This window comes from Pseudoalteromonas sp. MER144-MNA-CIBAN-0113, from assembly GCF_040308965.1.
GTDB classification, from domain to species: Bacteria; Pseudomonadota; Gammaproteobacteria; order Enterobacterales; family Alteromonadaceae; genus Pseudoalteromonas; species Pseudoalteromonas tetraodonis.
Map to the genome: position 1 here is coordinate 1 of NZ_JBEOOG010000078.1, position 18,665 is coordinate 18,665.

Below are 18,665 nucleotides of genomic sequence, written 5' to 3' on the forward strand. Positions count from 1 at the left end.
TGTCATGAACCCAATGCGTGGAATTTAAGTGTTCACGATAAAACCGGAATCGGTGTTCACCATCACCGGAATACGCAATATATCAATTGGTTATGTTTTTTTGATGCGTAAGTTCTTTTTGCTGGTGGCGAGCTTTATAAAAATTCTGCAGGGTGGCTTGTAATTATTTCAGGGACTGTTATTTCAGGGGGGGTTATTGCAGGGACACTGTGCTGGTTTTTTATAAGTACAATAAAAAAGCGAGCTATTAAAGCTCGCTTTGCTGTTTAATAAAGGAATTAATGTCTAAAGCTAGGCATTAGCGCAGGAATGCCTGGCAGCATGCCTACCAGTGCCATTACACCGGTTAATAATACAAACATTATAAGTGGGATGACCCAGCGACTCATTCGCGATAAATCAGCGCTTCTTTCTTTACAGCCAATAAGGCCCAAGTTATCAAGTAGCATAGTTAGTGACCAACCAAATGCAGGGTTTACTAGGCTTGATGCAAACACCACAATGGCGGCTGATTGGGTGGTTTTACCTTCACGGGTCATTTCCATACCCGCTTCAAGTAGTGGAATAAACACCCCTACAATTAAGGCAACACATAATACTGGCTGCCAAATAGCTAAGTCCATTGGATAGCCCCAAACACCCGCGATAATACAAAATAACGCAGTTAAAATAGCGCCTGCAGGAATAGGGCGTTTTGCAATAGCAGCAGGAACAATGTAAGTGCCCCAAGATGACGCAAAGTTAGCACCGCCTAATAGCGAGCCAAAGGTTTGTCTTGTTGATGCACTAAGCATGGTATCGTCGATATTCATTTGTACTTTTTCAGTACGCTCTGGGTAACTAATTTTTTGAAAGACTTGATGGCCTAAAAAGTCAGGCGACCACATAGCAACCGCTAAAACTGCAAAAGGAAGTACAACTACAAAGCTTTCAGCGGTTGGTAAACCAAGCATCCAACCAGTGTTTTCCCCCCACCAGTACATAGGGTTCATGTTTGGTAAGCCCGGTGCGGTATGAAACTCAAACGGTGCGCCCAATGCAAAAGCAGTAAAACCACCAATTAAACAGCTCAGTGGCACGGCTAACCAGCGTTTTTTGTAATGCTCCAATAAAGCATAAAGTAAAATTGTGGCTAAGATTACGATAAAAGCAATATGGGTCATTTGAATTTCTTCAGCCCATGCAAATAGTTTTTTAACCTGAGAAATGGTACCCACAAAGCCTAAATAGAGGAGTAGGCCACCACACACCCCTTTACTGGTGAGCTTGGCCATGAGACTGCCGCCTTTACTAAATGCTAATATCAATCCAAAGGCACCTATGAGTAAACCAAAGGCCATAGGGTGTCCGCCCGCGGCAACCACAATAGGAATTAATGGAATGAGTGGGCCATGAGTACCGGCTAAGTTAGCGGTCGGTAAAATAAAGCCAGAAAATAGTAAAATAAATAACGAAACAATTAAAAGTTCGTAGCGTACGTTTTCAAGTACAAAGCCATCACTCAACCCCAAAGGGCCTGCAAAAGTGGCAGCAATGGCTGCAACCATGACTACTTTACCTATAGTAGCGGCCATCGCTGGAATGGTGTCTTCAAATTCAAAGCGATAATCTCTAAATGGTAAATTTGGACGCCAGCGTTTTGGCTGCATAATTTGCAGCTCGTGCTCTAGGTAAGCGTCGCGGCTTTCAAACTCAGAGCTGGGCTTATGAAGATTTTCATAGCTATCGGACACGGTTTGAGTATCCGCTCCTGGTATAGCATCAGATGAATTATCATCTAGCGGCTTGGTGGTCATGACTTCTCCTGCAACTTAGTTGCTAACTCAAAATAAAAATACAGCTTTTACAAAGCAAATGAACGTTGAGTGCGCAGGGTAAAACAGCTTGCTACAGATTGTAATTAGGCAAAAGGTCGTGCATAGCCCAGTTTAACGCTTTGTAAGTGTTAACAAAAATAGCAAAGGGATTAATTGTAACTGGCTTGTTAAATTTAAAAGATCTTTAAATTCAGTGGTTTATTGTTTTGTTTTTACAGTGTGATCTTGTCATGCAGAATAGCGAAAAGGTCATAAAATCAGCAGGTTCAGCAGCAATCATTCTTTAGTCTAATAAAGGTGACGTTAGCCGCTGTTTGCTTATTATAAATACAATTAGCCGCAAAGTTGCACAAAAGCTAATAATACTAAGTTTTAGCGGAATAACTATTTTTGGACTCAAGATAGGGTTTTAAAAGGTAATAATAGGAGTAAAGTAAAAATATGGCGCAAAGTGACTAAACAAGGAAAAGCCTTTATGTAACGTATTTATAAAGGCATTTCTGGGTACGCTTGTTTGTTTTCACCGCCAGTTAAACGCTGTAACAACCGACGTTGGCTTGACAGTAATTGCCCTGAGCGTTCATTCATTATTTTGCAGGTTTTAGTTTTTAGCTCAAGCTGGTGTAATAATTTTGTAGTGAGCGAGTTTATATCAGCAGGCAGCAACGCGGTTAATTGTGCTAAGCCTTCTTTGCCACCTTGCAGGCCTAAACTCACCAAAAAGCCATCGCGCTGGTTGTGCGATTCATTTAAGCTTTCTAAAAAGCCGAGCATTTTTTTATTGAGCAAAGCCTTGGTAAAGAAGGCTTAAAAAAAGCCATTGTAATAGCATCCCCTGCAGACGATTCTCCCTTATTGCGTATTAAAGCGGCCGAGCTTAGCCATAAATTGGCGGCCTATTTTAGAGATAAAAATTCAAATGTATTGCTGTTGATGGACTCATTAACCCGTTATGCGCAAGCACAGCGAGAAATTGGTTTATCGGTAGGTGAGCTGCCTGCATCCAAAGGATACCCGCCATCGGTATTTAGTAAATTAACCCAGTTGGTTGAAAGCTCCGGTAATAGTGAAAAAAGCAAAGGCAGCATGACCGCCATTTATACGGTATTAGCTGAGGGGGATGATCAACAAGACCCAATAGCCGATAATGCCCGAGCAATTCTTGATGGCCATATAGTATTGGATCGCACATTAGCCGAAAAGGGCCACTATCCGGCCATTAATATTGGTTCATCGATTAGTCGAGTGATGCCAAATATAGTGAGCGATGAGCAATTGAGCTTTTGTTATAAATTGAAAAAACTTTATAGCCGCTATATGCAAGTACATGAGCTTATACCTTTAGGGGCGTATCAGGCAGGTAAAGATCCGGAACTCGACAGTGCGGTAAATTTGTATCCAAAAATCGAATCATTTTTATGCCAAGGATTGAACGAACAAGTGGATTTCTCACAGTCAGTGAATCAGTTAAATGCAGTGATGGGTGAACTGAATGCTTAATAAATTTTTAGGATTACAACAACAAAAATTAGATAAAATGCTGGCCGAGCAAACTCAATTACAACAAAGAAGTAACTTAGAGCAGCAGCGACTATCGCAGCTACAGCAGCACATAAACAGTATGGATAAAAACCAGCAAATGAGCTCGGCGCTAAGCTTACAAAATTTATCAGGGATGAAACGCATTTTGTCTGGTTTGTCAGCGCAGCAACAAGCGCGGATTAATGATTCACAGCAAGATGAATTACGTCAACAGCAAGCTTGTTTTAAGCAAATGAGCTTTACCAAAGGCATAGAAGGGATAGTAAGCAACAGGCACCGCGCTTTTCAAAGCCAAGCGCAGCAACAAGAAGCTAAAATATTAGATGAAATGGTCAGCCAAGCACATAGTCGTACCCTACATAAATAACTGCTAATTTTTGCTACAATGGCGGCAAAGTAATTTAGGGTAAATAGCGTGCTGCCGGTTCAAGAAATATATAACTCACTCATTGATGCATTAAAAGCCAACTCAATCACCTTACTGCAAGCGCCGCCTGGTGCAGGTAAATCAACGTGGTTGCCATTACAGCTTATGCGCGATGGGCATTATAAACACATAGTGATGTTGGAGCCTCGGCGCTTAGCTGCACGTAATATTGCCAATTACCTAGCCCAATGCCAAAACGAATTCCTTGGACAAAGTGTTGGTTTACGGGTGCGAGGTGAGAGTAAAGTAAGTGCGAACACGCGCCTTGAAATAGTCACCGAAGGCATGCTGACACGCATGTTACAAAATGACCCTGAGCTCAGTGATGTTGATTTACTGATTTTTGATGAGTTTCATGAGCGCTCTATCGCAGCAGATACCGCGCTGGCTTTTGCTTTAGAATCGCAAGCGGCGCTACGTGAAGATTTAACCATTATGCTGATGTCGGCCACCCTCGATAGCGATCGTTATACCGCATTTTTTAATTGCCCAGTTATTCAGTCAAGCGGGCGAAGTTACCCCATTGACGAAATATATTGCCCAATAAAAGATGAAAGCCGCTGGCTTGATGCCATCCCCGCTATTATAAAACAAGCACTCAATGAGCAAACCGGCAGTGCGCTGGTATTTTTACCCGGCCAGCGTGAAATACTGCGAGTGCAGCAAGCGCTGAGCGACTTGCCCAGTAATTGTATTGTTGCCACATTATTTGGCGAACAAGATAAAGCTAATCAACAAGCTGCAATTTCACCTGCGCCTCAAGGGATGCGAAAAGTAGTATTAACGACCAATGTTGCCGAAACAAGTTTAACCATTGAAGGTATTAGAATTGTTGTTGATAGCGGCAAGCGCCGTGCAGCCAGCTTTAATTTAAAAACTGGTGTGACTGAGCTTACTACGCAAAGTATATCGCGTTCATCGGCAGTACAACGCGCAGGGCGTGCAGGACGAATAGAACCAGGGGTTGTGTACCGGTTAGGTTCAAAACAAACTTTTGAGAGACGAAACAGCCACGATAACCCTGATATTCTTACCTCAGATATTAGCCAACTGATGCTTGAGGCAAAGCAGTGGGGCGCAAGCATTAGTGAACTCACCTTACTTGACCCGCCGAGTGAGCAACAATGCAGCCAAGCTACTAATTTATTATCTATGCTTGAAGCCATAGATAGTAACGGTAAGCTCACCACGCTGGGCAGTAAAATGTTGGGCTTTGGTGCCGATATTCGCTTAGCGCATATGTTATTAAAAGCGCAAATGTTAGAGCCACGGTTAAGTGGGGTTTATCGCTTAGCTATTTATTTAGTGGCCTTACTAGAAAGCCGAGTTAACACTGCCAATGAGCTCAACCTAGCACTGCATAGTCAACAACAACGACCACATCCGGTGTTTAAGCAGCAATTAAATTATTGGTTAAAACGCTTAAAATTTACCGACAGCAAAACAGACTTAAACACCGATCATTTAAGCTTATTAGTGTCGCTTGGCTATCCAGATCGCATCGCTAAAAAACGCGGTAATGGCTACTTACTTGCTAATGGCGCAGGCGCCGAGCTAAACCCTGACTACTGGCATAATGACGAATATATAGCTATTGCCAGTATGGGCGGACACAAAGGCGGGCGAGTTTTTGCGGCCACGGCGCTAAATCCAGTAGCACTTAAAGAGTATTTACCGCATTTATTCACTGAGTTGACCCGCTGCGAGTTTGATGAAAAAGCTGCTAGGTTTATTCATCAAGATGAAGTAAAACTTGGAGAAATTACCCTTAGCAGCCAACCAAGTAAACATAAGCTTGATAAAACAGAGCGTGCCAAGGCATGGCTTAGTGTGTTTGCCAAGCAGGGCTTTTCACTGTTTTACGAGCAAAAAGAAAGTGAGCAGTTACTTATTAGAATGTGCCTAGCCAGCAAATTGATGCCAGAACAGTTTCCTGTTATTAATCAGCAGCAGCTCATTGAAACAGCAGGTGATTGGTTAGGAGTATACCTTGAAGATATTAAAACCCTTGAGCAACTTAAAAAGTTTAATTATTTTGAGGCACTACAAAACTGTTTTAATTGGCAACAGCAAAGCGAGCTAAAATCTTTACTCCCACTGCGACTAACAGTACCAAGTGGCTCTAACATAAAAATTGAATACCAACTTGATGGACCTGCCAAGCTTAGTGTGCGCATGCAAGAGGTATATGGTTTAACCAGTACACCTATGCTAGCTAACGGTAAATTAGCATTGCTAATGGAGTTGTTATCGCCAGGCAAGCGTTCATTACAGTTAACCCAAGACTTAGCACATTTTTGGAATAGTAGTTACCGCGAGGTACAAAAAGAGATGAAAGGGCGCTACCCCAAACATTTTTGGCCAGACGATCCTGCCAATAGCGTTGCCACCAATAGAGTAAAAAGCAGAATGTGATCACGCTTCCTTAATGTCACTTAATGTTAAACGTTGACCATACAAATAACGAACATTTTTGGGCGTTTTACAAGCGACTAAACTATTATTACTTTAATGCTGATATTTTACTGGGTAAGACTTATTACCCTAGTGTACATATGAGCAGTAAGGTAGCAAGCGTTTGTAACTAATTGAAGATGCAGCTAACAATCTAAAAGTGATAATAGAGGGAAGATGCATGAAAGGCGTTATCTTTAGAGGGCTTGAAGCACTGGTTATTGAAAAATGTGGCATGGCTGCATGGGACGACTTACTTGAAAAAAATGCACCGGAGGGTCGTGTTTATATTTCTGCAGAAAGTTATCCAGATGAAGAAATAGTTGGTTTAGCCCAAGATGTAGCCACTGCACTTTCTATGTCTATGCCAGAGGTATTAAAGGCCTTTGGAGAGTATTTATTTTCTCACTTAAAGGCACGTCATCCAAGCATTGTTGCTAACTTTAATTGTTTTGCTGATCTCATTATTGGTATTGATAAAGTAATTCATGTTGAAGTAGCTAAGCTTTATCATGAGCCTAATTTACCTGAAATTGACGCCCAAATTATTGAAGACGGGTTTATTTTAATGCGTTACAACTCTAAGCGACAGCTTTGTATGTGCGCCGAAGGGCTTATTTTTGGTGCTGCGGCTCATTATGGGGTTGATGCTAAACTTAATCATGCCCAGTGTATGCATGATGGGTTTGATTCGTGTTTAATTGAAATAAAATATGAGACTCCCCATGGCTGAAGACGACTACAATTATAAAAAAGCGTATTTGCGCGAAAAATCAGCCAGAGATCAATTAGAAACCCTACTAGAAGACAAAACACGGGCATTGTTTATTGTTAATCAAGAGCTGGAAGAAAAGCTCGAAACGGTTAAAAACCAACAAATAACCTTAATGCAAAGTGAAAAAATGGCCACGCTAGGGACACTCTCTGCTGGGATGGCCCACGAAATAAATAACCCGCTTGCTTATATAACCAGTAATGTAGAAAGTATAAAATTTATAAAGCCCGTGCTGGTGTCGTTAATGACGGCGGCTCAAAAATTTGTAGATAAATCGATTTCAGTATCGCAGTTGGAGTCTATTTTAGTTCAGCTCAATCAAGAGAACGATTTAAGCTTTATTGTGGACGATATTGATGACTTAGTTGATGATACCCAAGAGGGATTAGAGCGTATCGCTCATATTGTTAGTAACCTTGTCGACTTTGCAAGCCTAAAAGACAACGTAACTGCAATGGCAGATATTACAGAATCACTCAATGGCACACTAAAACTACTCGACAACCAGTTAGGAACGTGTGCTATAGAGTTACATATAGAAAAAATACCTTTAACACAGTGTAATTTATCATCGATGAAACAAGTATTTGTAAACTTATTAATTAATGCGAAACACGCCTGTGATAGCCAGTTCGATCAGCAGGGAAAAATCACCATTAAGCTGTTTGCTAATAAAAATAATATTTATATTGAGGTGGCAGATAACGGCTGTGGGATGGATGGCGACACACTAAAACAAATATTCGATCCTTTCTTTACTACTAAACCCGTAGGCCAAGGCACTGGTATGGGAATGGCTATAGTTTACAACATACTTAAAGAGCACAACGGAACTATAGAGGTTGAAAGTGAAGTTAATAAGGGGTCTTTAATACGTTGTGTAATACCTATTTCAACAAAGTGCATGTAAGCTTTAAACTTAAAGCTTACATGCAGCTGTACCTAAAATACTAAAATGCAGAGCTTATGTCACTTAGATACTTTGTAATAACAAGCATATTAATTTTAATGACCATGGTCACTGGTTTACTAGTTGGTTATCGCTACTTTTTTAGTTTACCTAACATTGAGCAAAGTATTGAAGATTACCAAAACAGAGAGTTACTAAGCGTAAAAATTGCCTTAGACCGTGAGTTTGTATTTTTAAAAACGCTAAATTATGATTACGCTGTGTGGGACGATAGTTATGAGTTTTTACAAACGCTAGGCTCTCGTTACATTAGCTCAAACTTTGTTGATGATACCTTTAAATCGTTGAAAATTGATGGCGTATTTATTTATGATATGAACTTTAATTTGGTTTACTCTAAAACACATAATTATGTACAAGTTAATGATTTTGATGCCCCTGAATTTAACTTACAAACACACAAAAAAAATAAATCAATTTTACCTCTCAACTATATCACCCCACAAAATAACAGCTTACAACATTCTGGTTTTTTAAAAACGCAATATGGACCAGTGATGTTTGCATCTCATATGATCAGAAAAACCAATAACACGGGTGAACAAATTGGCGCTATGGTTTTTATAAGAAAAGTACGCCCATCGTTTATACAAAAAATTGCCAGTGTGTCACAGGTTGACCTTACCCACTCTATTCCAGCCGATGGACAGTTTGATACGCACCTAAAAAAATTAACGGGTAGCTTACAAGGCGGTAAAATTGCTACTCAAAGGCGAAGAGTGTTACTCGACATTAATAATGAGCCACTTATGCTGATAGATATTAAACATTATCATCAACAACTACCTACTTTATTAGACCGTGATTTGTTGTTAACACTATTAATGTTTTTGCTTATTTCGTTGCTGGGCTTATTTATTATTAATCGTTATTTTATTCGTCCTTTAATAAGCGGAGCTGAGGCATTAAATAAAATGCTACTTCGTAACACGTTAAGCCCATTAAGAATGAGTAATCAGTTTTTAGAGCTGCAAGTTCTGATTAAAGGTTTTAACGCTTTGTTTATGCAAATAAGTGAAAAAAATAAAGAGCTTGAGAGAATTAGTAAAATAGATGGGCTCACTCATTTATTTAATCGTCGTGCATTTGATGAAATATTTGATCAGCAGTGGAGCGAAGCAAAAAATGAGCGTAGTACTTTAACGATATTACTGGTTGATGTGGATTTCTTTAAACAATTTAATGATGTGTATGGCCATCAAGCGGGTGATGCCGCACTGCAAAAAGTGGCTAATGTTTTAAATAAAACAGCGTTGCTTTATCAGGGGGTGGCAGCTCGTTACGGTGGCGAAGAGTTTATTCTTTTATTTAATCGACTCAGTGATGAACAAGGTGTTGAGGTATCAAACTTGTTGTTAAACGCCATTATTGATTTACATATTGATCATATTGGCTCTGATATACAAAATCAGCTAACTATTAGTATTGGCTGCGTGAGTATCAATGCAAACAGTATAATTGAGCAAAATATACAACCTAAATCGGTGATTAAAACAGCAGATGAGTTATTGTATCAAGCAAAAAAAGAGGGACGTAACCAGATTAGGTTTAAGTCGATTTAACTCGATACCTCTTGCCCGCCGTGTTGCTCAGCTAAATCATCAAGTTCGGCAACGGTATAATCAAATCCGCTTTCATCATATTCGTAGCTTACTTTAACGCTGTCGCCGCCATTGAAAAGGCGTGTTTTTACGTCATTGACTGGCCAATCTTTTAATTCGTGTAAAAAGCGGTTAGCCACTTGTGATGACTCAAATCGGTAACTAATCTCTGTTTTCATAAATAATAATACCCTGATAATTTTACCCCCGTAGTTTGTTGATTTTTACCAAGGAGTCAAGTTATCTACTTTAAAAGAGCAATAAATTATGACTTTATAGATACTTATCGGTCATAGTAATCTAAATTGGAGTGTTAACAGTATAAAGCTGTTTAAAAAACAATAACCATATAACAATAACGGAGTAGGCAATGAAACATTTAGTGACCTTAGTTGGGCTTATCGCTTTTTTAATGGTGGTGCTACCAGGACCCCTTTATAAATTTAATATTGTTGAACTAGGCACTGCCTTTGCTGGTTTTAGATTAGGCGTGTATGTTGGTGGGGCAGCATTAGCCTTATTATTAGTTCAAGTGCTATTCATGCGTAAAACAGTAAGCCTAGCCAGTGCAGTGATCACGGTTATTTTTGCAGCTGTTGCTATTGCAATGCCGCTTAACATGATGAATACCGCAAAAAGTGTTCCGCCAATTCATGATATTTCTACCGATTTAATTAACCCACCTGAGTTTGTTGCGGTTGTGCCTTTGCGTGCTGATGCACCCAACCCTGTTGCTTACGCGGGTGAAGAAACTGCAGCGCAACAACGAAAAGCATACCCAGAGCTAAAACCGCTCGAGTACAACCAAACGCAACTAGAGTTAGTGGCAGCCACAACAAAAGCCATTGAAAACCTTGGTTGGGAACTGGTTAATAGTGATGTTAATAATGGTATTGTTGAAGCCACAGACACCACAACCTGGTTTGGCTTTAAAGATGATGTTGTCGTGCGTATTAACGACAAAGGCAGTAAGCGTGTGGTAGACATACGCAGTAAATCTCGCATTGGTAAAAGCGATTTAGGCAAAAATGCCCAGCGTATTAAAGCTCTGATTGACGAGTTAAACGCCGTTGTGGTGCAGTAATTGATAAAAATAGCCCAGCATTATGCTGGGTTTTTTGCAGTTGCTACGTCAGTTCATGTTCAGAGCTGATAATGCATACTGTGTGAGTTATAAATTTTAATAAACTATGGAGTTATTATGAAAACAGTCGGATATGCAGCAAAAAGCCAAGGTTCTGAACTTACAGAGTTTTCTTTTGAGCGCCGCGATTTACGAAATAACGATGTAGCAATAGAGATTTTATATTGTGGTGTCTGTCATTCAGACTTACACGCAGTGCGAAACGATTGGGGTGGCAGTAAATACCCATTAGTACCAGGGCACGAAATTGTTGGTAAAGTAATTTCGGTTGGTAGCGATGTTACTAAATATCAGCAAGGCGATACCGTTGCTGTAGGCTGTATGGTTGACTCATGTCAAAGCTGCGACCAATGTCATAATCACGAAGAGCAATTTTGTCGTGAAGGCATGGTTGGCACTTACAGTGGCAAAGATAGAATAAACGGTGAAATGACACAAGGTGGCTACTCTAAGCATGTTGTAGTTCGCGAAGAGTTTGTGCTTTCAGTACCTAAAAATCTAGAGCTATCGCGAGTGGCGCCTTTATTGTGCGCTGGCATTACTACTTACTCTCCGCTGCACAAATGGGGTGTTAAAAAAGGCAGCCGCGTTGCAGTTGTCGGCCTTGGTGGGCTTGGCCATATGGCGGTTAAAAATGCCGTGGCAATGGGGGCAACGGTTACGGTTATTGGCCGCACTGAATCTAAAAAAGAAGATGCTATTGAGCTAGGTGCACAGCACTATTTAGTGTCGAACAACGATGATGAAATGAAAAATGCACAATCAGCGTTTGATGTGATCATTGATACTATACCGGTAAAGCACGACCTATCACTGTATACACCGCTACTTGATATTGATGGCACGTTAGTGATTGTTGGCCAAGTAGGCCCAGTAGATGAGCTAAACACAGTTCCTCTTTTAATGGGTCGTCGTCGTGTGGCTGGTTCTTTAATTGGCGGCATTGCAGAAACACAGCAAATGCTTGATTTTTGTGGTGAGCACAACGTACTGCCAGAGTGTGAAATGATCAACATAGACGAAATTAACACCGCTTATGAGCGTATGGAACGCTCTGATGTGCGATACCGTTTTGTTATTGATATGTCATCTATTAGCGTTTAATACGCTAAAGAGTAAAATGTAAAAAGAGCCGCTTAGCGGCTCTTTTTGTTTTTATTAACAAGGCTGTGCCTGTTTAGTTTTGTTGCCGCTAATTTGTATATAACTAAGCAGCCACATTAACAGCCCACCTAAAAATAAAGCCGCAGCAACATAGCCTGTTTGATTTGGCGCTGCCCCTTTTGCAATAGCAATGCCGCCAACCCAAGGTCCAATAGCATTTGCAATATTAAACGCACACTGCACTAATGCCCCAATCATGGCGTGACCATTAGGTGATACATCCATTAATAGCGTTTGCACTAAGGTTGATAGCCCTAAGCTGCAGCCAATAAAAAATATAACCGCATACAGCAGATAAATATTATAGCTGGCACTTACATATGCAAATGCAAAAACAATAGTAGAGGCAAGCGTAAATCCGGTGGTTTTTATCGCTGATTTATCGGCAGCTTTACCTAGCATGTAATTACCGAGCGTAGAGCCAATACCAAACATCACCATAGCAATTGAAATTGTATAGGGCGCGCTCTGAGTGACCTCTAAGATCGTATCGGCCACATAGGTATAAATACAAAATACGCCACCAAAGCCAATAATAACAATCCCTAATATTGACCAAACCAATTTGTTTTTTAGCACCCCTAATTCGTTGAGTAAGTTAGAGGTATGGGTGTTTTTAACATTAGGCACCACGTTATACACAAAAATAAAGGCAATAAACGCCAACACCCCAGCCGCAGCGAGGCAATAACGCCAACTAAGATTTTGCCCAACCAATGTCACCACCGGCACACCAACGATAGTGGCTATGGTTAAGCCCATAAACACTTTTGACATAAAGCTAGCGCGTTTTCCTTGCGGTGCTATATCAGAGGCCAGTAATAACGCGGCACCAAAATAAGCGCCATGGGGAAGGCCACTTAAAAACCTAAACAGCACCAGTTGTTCTAACGAGGTCGCTAATGCACTTAAACTGTTTGAAATACACATTAAGCTTAAAAATAATAATAGCGCTCGTCGTTTTCGCATATTTGCCGTTGCCAACATTAAAATGGGTGCGCCAACCACCACCCCAAGAGCATAAGCACTAATAGCATAACCACTTTGTGACGGGGTACTGCCAAATGCCTCACTAATTAATGGCAACATAGGCATCATAGAAAATTCAGATAACCCCAAAATAAAAGTACCCAACGCCAGCACAATTAAAATAGCGGTTCTATTGGGCTGACCCGACGGCGATGTAGTATCAACGGCCATATAAAATCCTTGAAGATAATAAATAAAATTTAATAACAAACTAAACGCCAGTGCGTTTAAAAATAAAGCACACACGCTTATTTAGTTGAATGTGGAAATGAGGAGTAAAGAGGCGTGCATTTTAAATTAAAAGCTCTCTTTCGTCATGGGCTAAACCATAATTTAAGATGAATAAAATTTAACTTAAGCCAACCAAAGGATGGTTAAGTAAGTTCAGCAAAGTATTAACGCAATCAAAAATAAGCAGTGTTAAATTTAAAATGTAATGTTAACTTGACTTTTTGTAAGGCATGAATGATATTTGTAAAGTAAACATTACTTTTAAAAACAGGATAAAGGCAATGAAAGCAGAATTAAATTTAAAACAACGCCAAATTAAAAATACCAGTTACCTAGCTAAATGGACCTTAATATGGCTTTTTACTTTAGCTATTTGCAGCTTTGGCCCCACTTTAATCTGGGATCGTTCAGCGCTAATTAGTGGCTTTTTTATTATTATAAATTTGGCTGCTGGCGTAGGGATGATTTTAGCCAACAAGCGCTATTTGCAAGGCATGGATGAATTAATGCAAAAAATACATCTCAGTGCCATGGGGTTTACCTTAGGTGCAGTGTTAGTAGGCGGACTGGCATACACCAATTTACAATTGAGTGGTTTAATTGATTTTAAAGCGCAAATACCCGACTTAATGTTTTTAATGGGAGCGGTGTATTTAATTAGTGTGTATGTGCTTAATAAACACTATTGCGCAGGTGATGAATGAAAAATAGATTAAAAGTGTTAAGAGCCGAGCATAATTTCACTCAAGCAAAGTTGGCCGAGCTGTTGGATGTTTCTCGCCAAACGATTAATGCCATTGAAAAGGGCAAGTTCGATCCCAGCTTGCCACTGGCTTTTAAGGCCGCAAGGTTGTTTAAACTTAAAATAGAAGACATTTTTGATGACGAACAGGGTTAAAAGTTAACAAAGTGCGACAATATGTCGCGCTTTTTAACTTGCCGCAGCACGTATAATTTACCCACAAAACTTTTGTGGTAAATCAATAATGACAGATAAAAAAAATCCCCTAACCTCCTATTTATTATCGCCTTTGGCACTTGTTATAAGTGGCGTACTATCGCCTGTTGCCTTTGCAGATGACGCCTCAATTGAAATTATTGAAGTGCACGGTCAAGCACAAAACAAACACCTATCGTTAGGTTCATCTGAATCGTTATTAACTGATTTAGGTGTGGACTTTTCAGCCGCCGGTGGCATGGCTAACTTACCTGTTTTAAATGGTTTAATGGGCGATAGAGTGGCGGTACTGGTTGATGGGGCGCAAATCACCGCCGCCTGTGCTAACCAAATGAACCCGCCACTGTCGTATATTTCAGCCAATCAAATTAGTAGCTACAAAGTAATTGCGGGTATTTCTCCAGTAAGCGCCGGTGGCGATAATATTGCAGGGGTGATCGCGGTTAATTCTATTTCACCTCAGTACAGTGAAAGCAAGCAACTTGGCTGGCACTCTGGCTACGTATCAGCCCAATACAATACGCTAGATAACGGCAAAAAGGTAGGCGCGGGCATGCGCATTGCCAGCGACGTATTCAGTTTTAATTATCAAGGTGCGTTTAGCGATGCTAACAGTTATGAAGATGGTAACGGCGATTTAGTGCTCGATACCCTGTACCGCGCGCAAAACCATAGTTTAAGTGCTGCCATGCGCGATGATAAGCAACAATTAGTTATTAAGCTAAGCCATCAAAAAATACCCTATCAAGGCTTTGCTAACCAATATATGGATATGACAGATAACACCAGCTATGGCGCTGTTGCCCAGTATAAGCGTGCTTTTACAAACAGTGAGCTTGAAACGCAGTTAAATTGGCATAGCGTAAAGCATGAAATGGGCTTTTTCAGCGCAGAAAAAACCGGAAAAATGCCAATGAAAACCGACGCCGAAGATATAAGCACTCAGTTAAAATGGCGATTAGCGCTTGATAACAACAGCCAGTTATTACTCGCCCAAGAGTACCATTATATGAATATTGATGATTGGTGGCCTGCGGTTGAAGGCTCAATGATGATGGGACCAAATGACTATAAAAATATTAATAATGGCCGACGTCAGCGTATTGCTTTGCTTGCTGAATATGAAAGCCAACTAAATACTCGCTGGTGGTTAAATGCAGGCATTCGATTTGAAAATGTAATGACCAACACTGATGATGTGCAAGCATATAACCCAGGCATGGCTGCAATGAATGCGATGGCCATGGCGATGCCAAGCGATGCAATGGCCGCTAAAAATTTTAATAACCAAAGTAAAAAACAAACAGATAATTTAGTTGATGCAAACGTGCTGATTAATTATCAACTAAGTAATAATGACGAGTTACAAATTGGCTTAACCCGTAAAAATCGTGCGCCTAATTTATACGAACGCTACAGCTGGGGCGTAGGTAATATGGCCACCACTATGATAGGTTGGTACGGCGATGGCAACGGCTATATTGGTAATATAAACCTTAAACCAGAAACCGCACACACGCTTAGCAGCACGTACACCCGTATGGCAAAAGACGACAGCTGGCGTATAAGTGCTAACGCTTGGGTGAGCGATGTAAATGATTATATTGACGTCAACAGAGTAAGAAGCTTTAACCGCACAGCGCTTGCTGCCAATACTCGTAATGTACTTATGTTTAATAACGTAGATGCCAGGCTTTATGGTGTAAAGCTAGATGCGGTTTTAGCACTGCATGAGTCTAAGCAGTATGGTAGCTGGTCGTTAAAAGCTAATATTAGCAACACCCGTGGTAAGCGCGACGATACTAATCAGCCGCTTTATCAAATTAAGCCGCTGCAAACCCAATTAGCGATTAACCAGCAAGTTGGCCGCTTTGAAAACGCTCTCACGTGGCAGTGGGTCGATAGTAAAACCCGCGTAGATAGCAACCGCCTAGAAAACCAAACTGAGCAGTATCATTTACTTAATTTAAGCTCTAAAGCCAGTTGGGATGCATTGACCGTGAGTGTTGATATTACCAACCTGCTTGATGAGTATTATGAATTACCATTAGGTGGCGTAAGTATTGCAGAATTTAAACAAGATATGTCGCAAGGCTTTAATCAATTAGCTGGGCAGGGGCGCTCTATAAATTTAGCCATGAGTTACGCGTTTTAAGATGAGAGAGTAAGTTAGTACCAGCCGTCAGATTCGATTTTAGGTTAATCGAGTCTGACGGTTTATTGCCATTAATTTTTAAGTTTGCTTGTGACAAAATTCTATAAACTGCGTTAACAGTGGGTTTTTGTATTTGTCTTTATGCATCACTAACCAAAACTGCCTTTGCATGGAGTGGTTTAAGTTAAGCTGCGTAACGCGGCCATCGTTTAAAGCGTACTGTGCCGCGAGTGACGATAAACACCCCAGCCCTAACCCTTCTGCAACGCTGTTGATCAATGCCTCTGTGGTATTGAGCTCAAAGCTTTGACTCCAATTATCGATATGCGTAGCAAGGTTTTGTAAAAAGAATGAGCGTGAGCCAGAGCCGGCCTCTCTTAATACCCATTGACTGTTTGCTAAGTCATTAAAACTAAGCTGTGGTTTTTTAGCTAAAAGGTGGGATGGCGGCGCAATTATGCACATGGTGTCTTGACTAAACACATTAGAGACTAAATCGCTTTGGTGGGCTTGGCCCTCAATAAGTGCTATATCGAGCTCGTAATCTATAAGTTTTTGACAAATAAGCGTCGAATTGGAAATCAGTATTTGTTGCGAGTAATGCTGTTGCTGCGCTCTAAATTTGCTTAACAAAGCAGGCAATACATGATTACCAATCGTGTCGCTGGCACCAATTTTTAAAGTTCCGCTGGCAGGAGCGTTGTCTAAAAACAAGTCATCGATAGTATTTGCCCGATTTAATAGTTCATCAGCAAGGGGCAGTAGTTTTTGCCCTTCTTGATTTAATAATAAGCGATTATTTACACGATCAAATAATGGATGGCCTAACTGCTTTTCAAGTTCGCTAAGCGCCATACTCACCGCCGCTTTAGATAGAAACAATGATTCAGACGCTGCTGTAAGGGAGCTGTGCTGGGTTATGCCTACAAATACTTTAAGTTGCTTAAGTGAAATATTCATTATGCTATGTTTAGTTTGCCTGAACGTGTGTTCTATATAATTAGATTTAACTTAACAAAATGCAAGCGTAAACTTCTCTGTAAGTTACAACCACAGGGTGGAATAGAGATGTTTAAACATATAAAAACAAAAGTATCTGGTGCACCAACACCAATGGGCGGTTTGGCATTAGGTATTGCCAGCCTAGGTTGGGCTTGGGAGAGTATGGTTAACCTAAATGGCGTAGCACAATATGCCGGTGCCGCTATTGCGAGCGTATTATTGCTATTGTTAACACTTAAGTTTTTATTACATCCTCAGCTGCTTAAAGCCGATTTAGCCCATCCGCTTGTGGGAAGTGTGGTGCCTACTTTTGCTATGGCTACTTTAGTGGTGTCTAATTCTTTAGGGCAGCTTTACTCTCTTGCGGGAGATGTGCTTTGGGTTGGTGCATTTTTATTGCATTTGGTGTCTTTAATAAGCTTTATTGCTCATCGCGTGATTGAATTTAAAATTGAGCATATGGTGCCAAGCTGGTTTGTACCGCCGGTTGGGATCATTGTTGCCGATGTCGCGTTTTCAGGGAATCCGGCTCTGCTATTTTTAGCACAAGGGGCGCTTTATTTTGGCATGCTGATGTATGCAGTTATGTTGCCTATGATGATTTACCGGATCATTTTTGCTGCGCACATTCCTGATGCTGCACAACCTACACTGGCTATTTTAGCGGCGCCAGCAAGTTTATCGTTAGCTGGTTACTTTACAGTTATCAGCGAGCCGTCACCGGTTATTATTGGCTTGTTATTTGGAATTGCGGTACTGATGACCTTTATAATTTACGTCGCATTTTTTAAATTATTGCGCCGTCCATTTTGCCCAGGTTACGCTGCGTTTACTTTTCCTATGGTCATTGGTGCTACCGCGTTATTTAAACTTGCCGCATGGATGCATGCAGAGGGTATTGATTTGCAGTTTGTTAAACAAATACAGTATTTAGCAACGTTTGAACTGATTGTGGCAAGTGGGGTAGTTTGCTATGTGGCGGTTCGTTATTTGGCTCACTTTAAGCTTTTTAACACTCAATTTAAGCCTCTCACCCTATCGCAATAACAATTAAACGCTTGTTTGCACTACTTCGTTGGCCGCGTGCTCAATTGCTTGTTCGGCATCTTGCTCAGCAAGCTTTGCGCGCTCTGCTTTTGAAACATAAGCCGGTTTGTTGCTTTTATGCAGCTTGGCATTAGCACGCTTATCTTTGTTATTAAATTTTGTAATGATCTTTTTTCTGCGATTCATGATTCACCTCGTAATTTTGAGCTGCGCATTATACAGGCATCTTGTTCAAAGCTGTTAGATAAATTATAAGCTTTGCTTGTGGGTCTGCCACGGCTAGCGCATTTTAATCCCAGATTCTAACAGGGTTGAGCGATAATCATCGTCTAGCCCTGCCATTTTCTTT

The 18,665-nt window shown here is 40.7% G+C and carries 18 protein-coding genes; 12 read left to right on the forward strand and 6 right to left on the reverse strand.

Translation table 11 applies throughout. The features are described from left to right. Positions 1-278: 278 nt before the first annotated feature. The gene (locus tag AAEY57_RS16115; protein WP_008464416.1) at positions 279-1,796 is read right to left on the reverse strand and encodes a DUF3360 family protein; all 1,518 of its coding nucleotides are present in this window, start codon (positions 1,794-1,796) and stop codon (positions 279-281) included. A gap of 507 nt (positions 1,797-2,303) precedes the next feature. Beyond that, positions 2,304-2,606 (reverse strand): flagellar protein FlgN, encoded by a 303-nt coding sequence (locus AAEY57_RS16120; RefSeq protein WP_350608238.1) that lies wholly within the window; start codon positions 2,604-2,606, stop codon positions 2,304-2,306. 36 nt (positions 2,607-2,642) lie between these two features. Here AAEY57_RS16120 and AAEY57_RS16125 point away from each other — a divergent pair, with 36 nt between their 5' ends. From AAEY57_RS16125 to AAEY57_RS16150, 6 genes are all read left to right on the forward strand, one after another. Further along, entirely contained in the window at positions 2,643-3,317 is a 675-nt protein-coding gene (locus tag AAEY57_RS16125) for a hypothetical protein (RefSeq protein WP_350608248.1), read from the forward strand. Continuing rightward, positions 3,310-3,726 (forward strand): flagellar FliJ family protein, encoded by a 417-nt coding sequence (locus AAEY57_RS16130; protein ID WP_350608239.1) that lies wholly within the window; start codon positions 3,310-3,312, stop codon positions 3,724-3,726. The genes AAEY57_RS16125 and AAEY57_RS16130 overlap by 8 nt, the downstream gene beginning before the upstream one ends. Before the next feature lie 48 nt (positions 3,727-3,774). Next, positions 3,775-6,201: an ATP-dependent helicase HrpB gene (hrpB, locus tag AAEY57_RS16135; protein WP_350608240.1), complete on the forward strand. Its 2,427-nt coding sequence runs from the start codon at positions 3,775-3,777 to the stop codon at positions 6,199-6,201. A 220-nt stretch (positions 6,202-6,421) separates the two neighbouring features. Further along, positions 6,422-6,973 carry a heme NO-binding domain-containing protein gene (locus AAEY57_RS16140; RefSeq protein WP_013464409.1) on the forward strand — a complete coding sequence of 184 codons (552 nt, stop codon included), beginning with the start codon at positions 6,422-6,424 and terminating at the stop codon, positions 6,971-6,973. Then, positions 6,966-7,925 (forward strand): sensor histidine kinase, encoded by a 960-nt coding sequence (locus tag AAEY57_RS16145; protein ID WP_350608241.1) that lies wholly within the window; start codon positions 6,966-6,968, stop codon positions 7,923-7,925. Before AAEY57_RS16140 ends, AAEY57_RS16145 begins: the two co-directional genes overlap by 8 nt. Positions 7,926-7,981: 56 nt before the next feature. Then, on the forward strand, positions 7,982-9,547 hold the full coding sequence (locus AAEY57_RS16150; protein WP_350608242.1) for a sensor domain-containing diguanylate cyclase: 1,566 nt from the start codon (positions 7,982-7,984) through the stop codon (positions 9,545-9,547). On the opposite strand, the gene AAEY57_RS16155 is transcribed toward AAEY57_RS16150, so the two are convergent. Continuing rightward, positions 9,544-9,765 (reverse strand): hypothetical protein, encoded by a 222-nt coding sequence (locus AAEY57_RS16155; RefSeq protein WP_008108632.1) that lies wholly within the window; start codon positions 9,763-9,765, stop codon positions 9,544-9,546. The genes AAEY57_RS16150 and AAEY57_RS16155 overlap by 4 nt on opposite strands. A 191-nt stretch (positions 9,766-9,956) precedes the next feature. Here AAEY57_RS16155 and AAEY57_RS16160 point away from each other — a divergent pair, with 191 nt between their 5' ends. Together AAEY57_RS16160 and AAEY57_RS16165 are read left to right on the forward strand one after the other, a co-directional pair. Continuing rightward, positions 9,957-10,670, forward strand: a complete 714-nt coding sequence (locus AAEY57_RS16160) for a DUF1499 domain-containing protein (RefSeq protein WP_008108625.1) — start codon at positions 9,957-9,959, stop codon at positions 10,668-10,670. Between the two features lie 117 nt (positions 10,671-10,787). Beyond that, a complete protein-coding gene (locus AAEY57_RS16165) occupies positions 10,788-11,834 on the forward strand; it encodes an NAD(P)-dependent alcohol dehydrogenase (RefSeq protein ID WP_350608243.1) in 1,047 nt (348 codons plus the stop codon). 54 nt (positions 11,835-11,888) lie between these two features. Here AAEY57_RS16165 and AAEY57_RS16170 read toward each other — a convergent pair whose 3' ends face one another. Then, positions 11,889-13,094 carry an MFS transporter gene (locus tag AAEY57_RS16170; protein ID WP_350608244.1) on the reverse strand — a complete coding sequence of 402 codons (1,206 nt, stop codon included), beginning with the start codon at positions 13,092-13,094 and terminating at the stop codon, positions 11,889-11,891. Between the two features lie 341 nt (positions 13,095-13,435). Here AAEY57_RS16170 and AAEY57_RS16175 point away from each other — a divergent pair, with 341 nt between their 5' ends. From AAEY57_RS16175 to AAEY57_RS16185, 3 genes are all read left to right on the forward strand, one after another. After that, positions 13,436-13,858 carry a hypothetical protein gene (locus AAEY57_RS16175; protein WP_028835426.1) on the forward strand — a complete coding sequence of 141 codons (423 nt, stop codon included), beginning with the start codon at positions 13,436-13,438 and terminating at the stop codon, positions 13,856-13,858. Further along, entirely contained in the window at positions 13,855-14,052 is a 198-nt protein-coding gene (locus AAEY57_RS16180; protein WP_013464415.1) for a helix-turn-helix transcriptional regulator, read from the forward strand. The genes AAEY57_RS16175 and AAEY57_RS16180 overlap by 4 nt, the downstream gene beginning before the upstream one ends. A gap of 88 nt (positions 14,053-14,140) precedes the next feature. Further along, complete coding sequence (locus AAEY57_RS16185) at positions 14,141-16,267, forward strand: TonB-dependent receptor plug domain-containing protein (RefSeq protein WP_350608245.1); 2,127 nt, start codon at positions 14,141-14,143, stop codon at positions 16,265-16,267. 78 nt (positions 16,268-16,345) lie between these two features. On the opposite strand, the gene AAEY57_RS16190 is transcribed toward AAEY57_RS16185, so the two are convergent. Then, complete coding sequence (locus AAEY57_RS16190; protein WP_350608246.1) at positions 16,346-17,227, reverse strand: LysR family transcriptional regulator; 882 nt, start codon at positions 17,225-17,227, stop codon at positions 16,346-16,348. 108 nt (positions 17,228-17,335) lie between these two features. On the opposite strand from AAEY57_RS16190, the gene AAEY57_RS16195 reads away from it, so the two are divergent. After that, a complete protein-coding gene (locus AAEY57_RS16195; protein ID WP_350608247.1) occupies positions 17,336-18,316 on the forward strand; it encodes a TDT family transporter in 981 nt (326 codons plus the stop codon). Positions 18,317-18,319: 3 nt separating this feature from the next. Here AAEY57_RS16195 and AAEY57_RS16200 read toward each other — a convergent pair whose 3' ends face one another. Continuing rightward, positions 18,320-18,502, reverse strand: a complete 183-nt coding sequence (locus AAEY57_RS16200) for a DUF2986 domain-containing protein (protein WP_054202087.1) — start codon at positions 18,500-18,502, stop codon at positions 18,320-18,322. Between the last annotated feature and the right edge of the window lie 163 nt (positions 18,503-18,665).

What these genes read in the sequence shown, in the direction of transcription:
- AAEY57_RS16115 (WP_008464416.1), bottom strand. Translation starts at nt 1,796, where the DNA reads ATGACCACCAAGCCGCTAGATGATAATTCATCTGATGCTATACCAGGA.
- AAEY57_RS16130 (WP_350608239.1), top strand. Translation starts at nt 3,310, where the DNA reads ATGCTTAATAAATTTTTAGGATTACAACAACAAAAATTAGATAAAATG.
- AAEY57_RS16140 (WP_013464409.1), top strand. Translation starts at nt 6,422, where the DNA reads ATGAAAGGCGTTATCTTTAGAGGGCTTGAAGCACTGGTTATTGAAAAA.
- AAEY57_RS16145 (WP_350608241.1), top strand. Translation starts at nt 6,966, where the DNA reads ATGGCTGAAGACGACTACAATTATAAAAAAGCGTATTTGCGCGAAAAA.
- AAEY57_RS16150 (WP_350608242.1), top strand. Translation starts at nt 7,982, where the DNA reads ATGTCACTTAGATACTTTGTAATAACAAGCATATTAATTTTAATGACC.
- AAEY57_RS16155 (WP_008108632.1), bottom strand. Translation starts at nt 9,765, where the DNA reads ATGAAAACAGAGATTAGTTACCGATTTGAGTCATCACAAGTGGCTAAC.
- AAEY57_RS16160 (WP_008108625.1), top strand. Translation starts at nt 9,957, where the DNA reads ATGAAACATTTAGTGACCTTAGTTGGGCTTATCGCTTTTTTAATGGTG.
- AAEY57_RS16165 (WP_350608243.1), top strand. Translation starts at nt 10,788, where the DNA reads ATGAAAACAGTCGGATATGCAGCAAAAAGCCAAGGTTCTGAACTTACA.
- AAEY57_RS16170 (WP_350608244.1), bottom strand. Translation starts at nt 13,094, where the DNA reads ATGGCCGTTGATACTACATCGCCGTCGGGTCAGCCCAATAGAACCGCT.
- AAEY57_RS16175 (WP_028835426.1), top strand. Translation starts at nt 13,436, where the DNA reads ATGAAAGCAGAATTAAATTTAAAACAACGCCAAATTAAAAATACCAGT.
- AAEY57_RS16180 (WP_013464415.1), top strand. Translation starts at nt 13,855, where the DNA reads ATGAAAAATAGATTAAAAGTGTTAAGAGCCGAGCATAATTTCACTCAA.
- AAEY57_RS16185 (WP_350608245.1), top strand. Translation starts at nt 14,141, where the DNA reads ATGACAGATAAAAAAAATCCCCTAACCTCCTATTTATTATCGCCTTTG.
- AAEY57_RS16190 (WP_350608246.1), bottom strand. Translation starts at nt 17,227, where the DNA reads ATGAATATTTCACTTAAGCAACTTAAAGTATTTGTAGGCATAACCCAG.
- AAEY57_RS16195 (WP_350608247.1), top strand. Translation starts at nt 17,336, where the DNA reads ATGTTTAAACATATAAAAACAAAAGTATCTGGTGCACCAACACCAATG.
- AAEY57_RS16200 (WP_054202087.1), bottom strand. Translation starts at nt 18,502, where the DNA reads ATGAATCGCAGAAAAAAGATCATTACAAAATTTAATAACAAAGATAAG.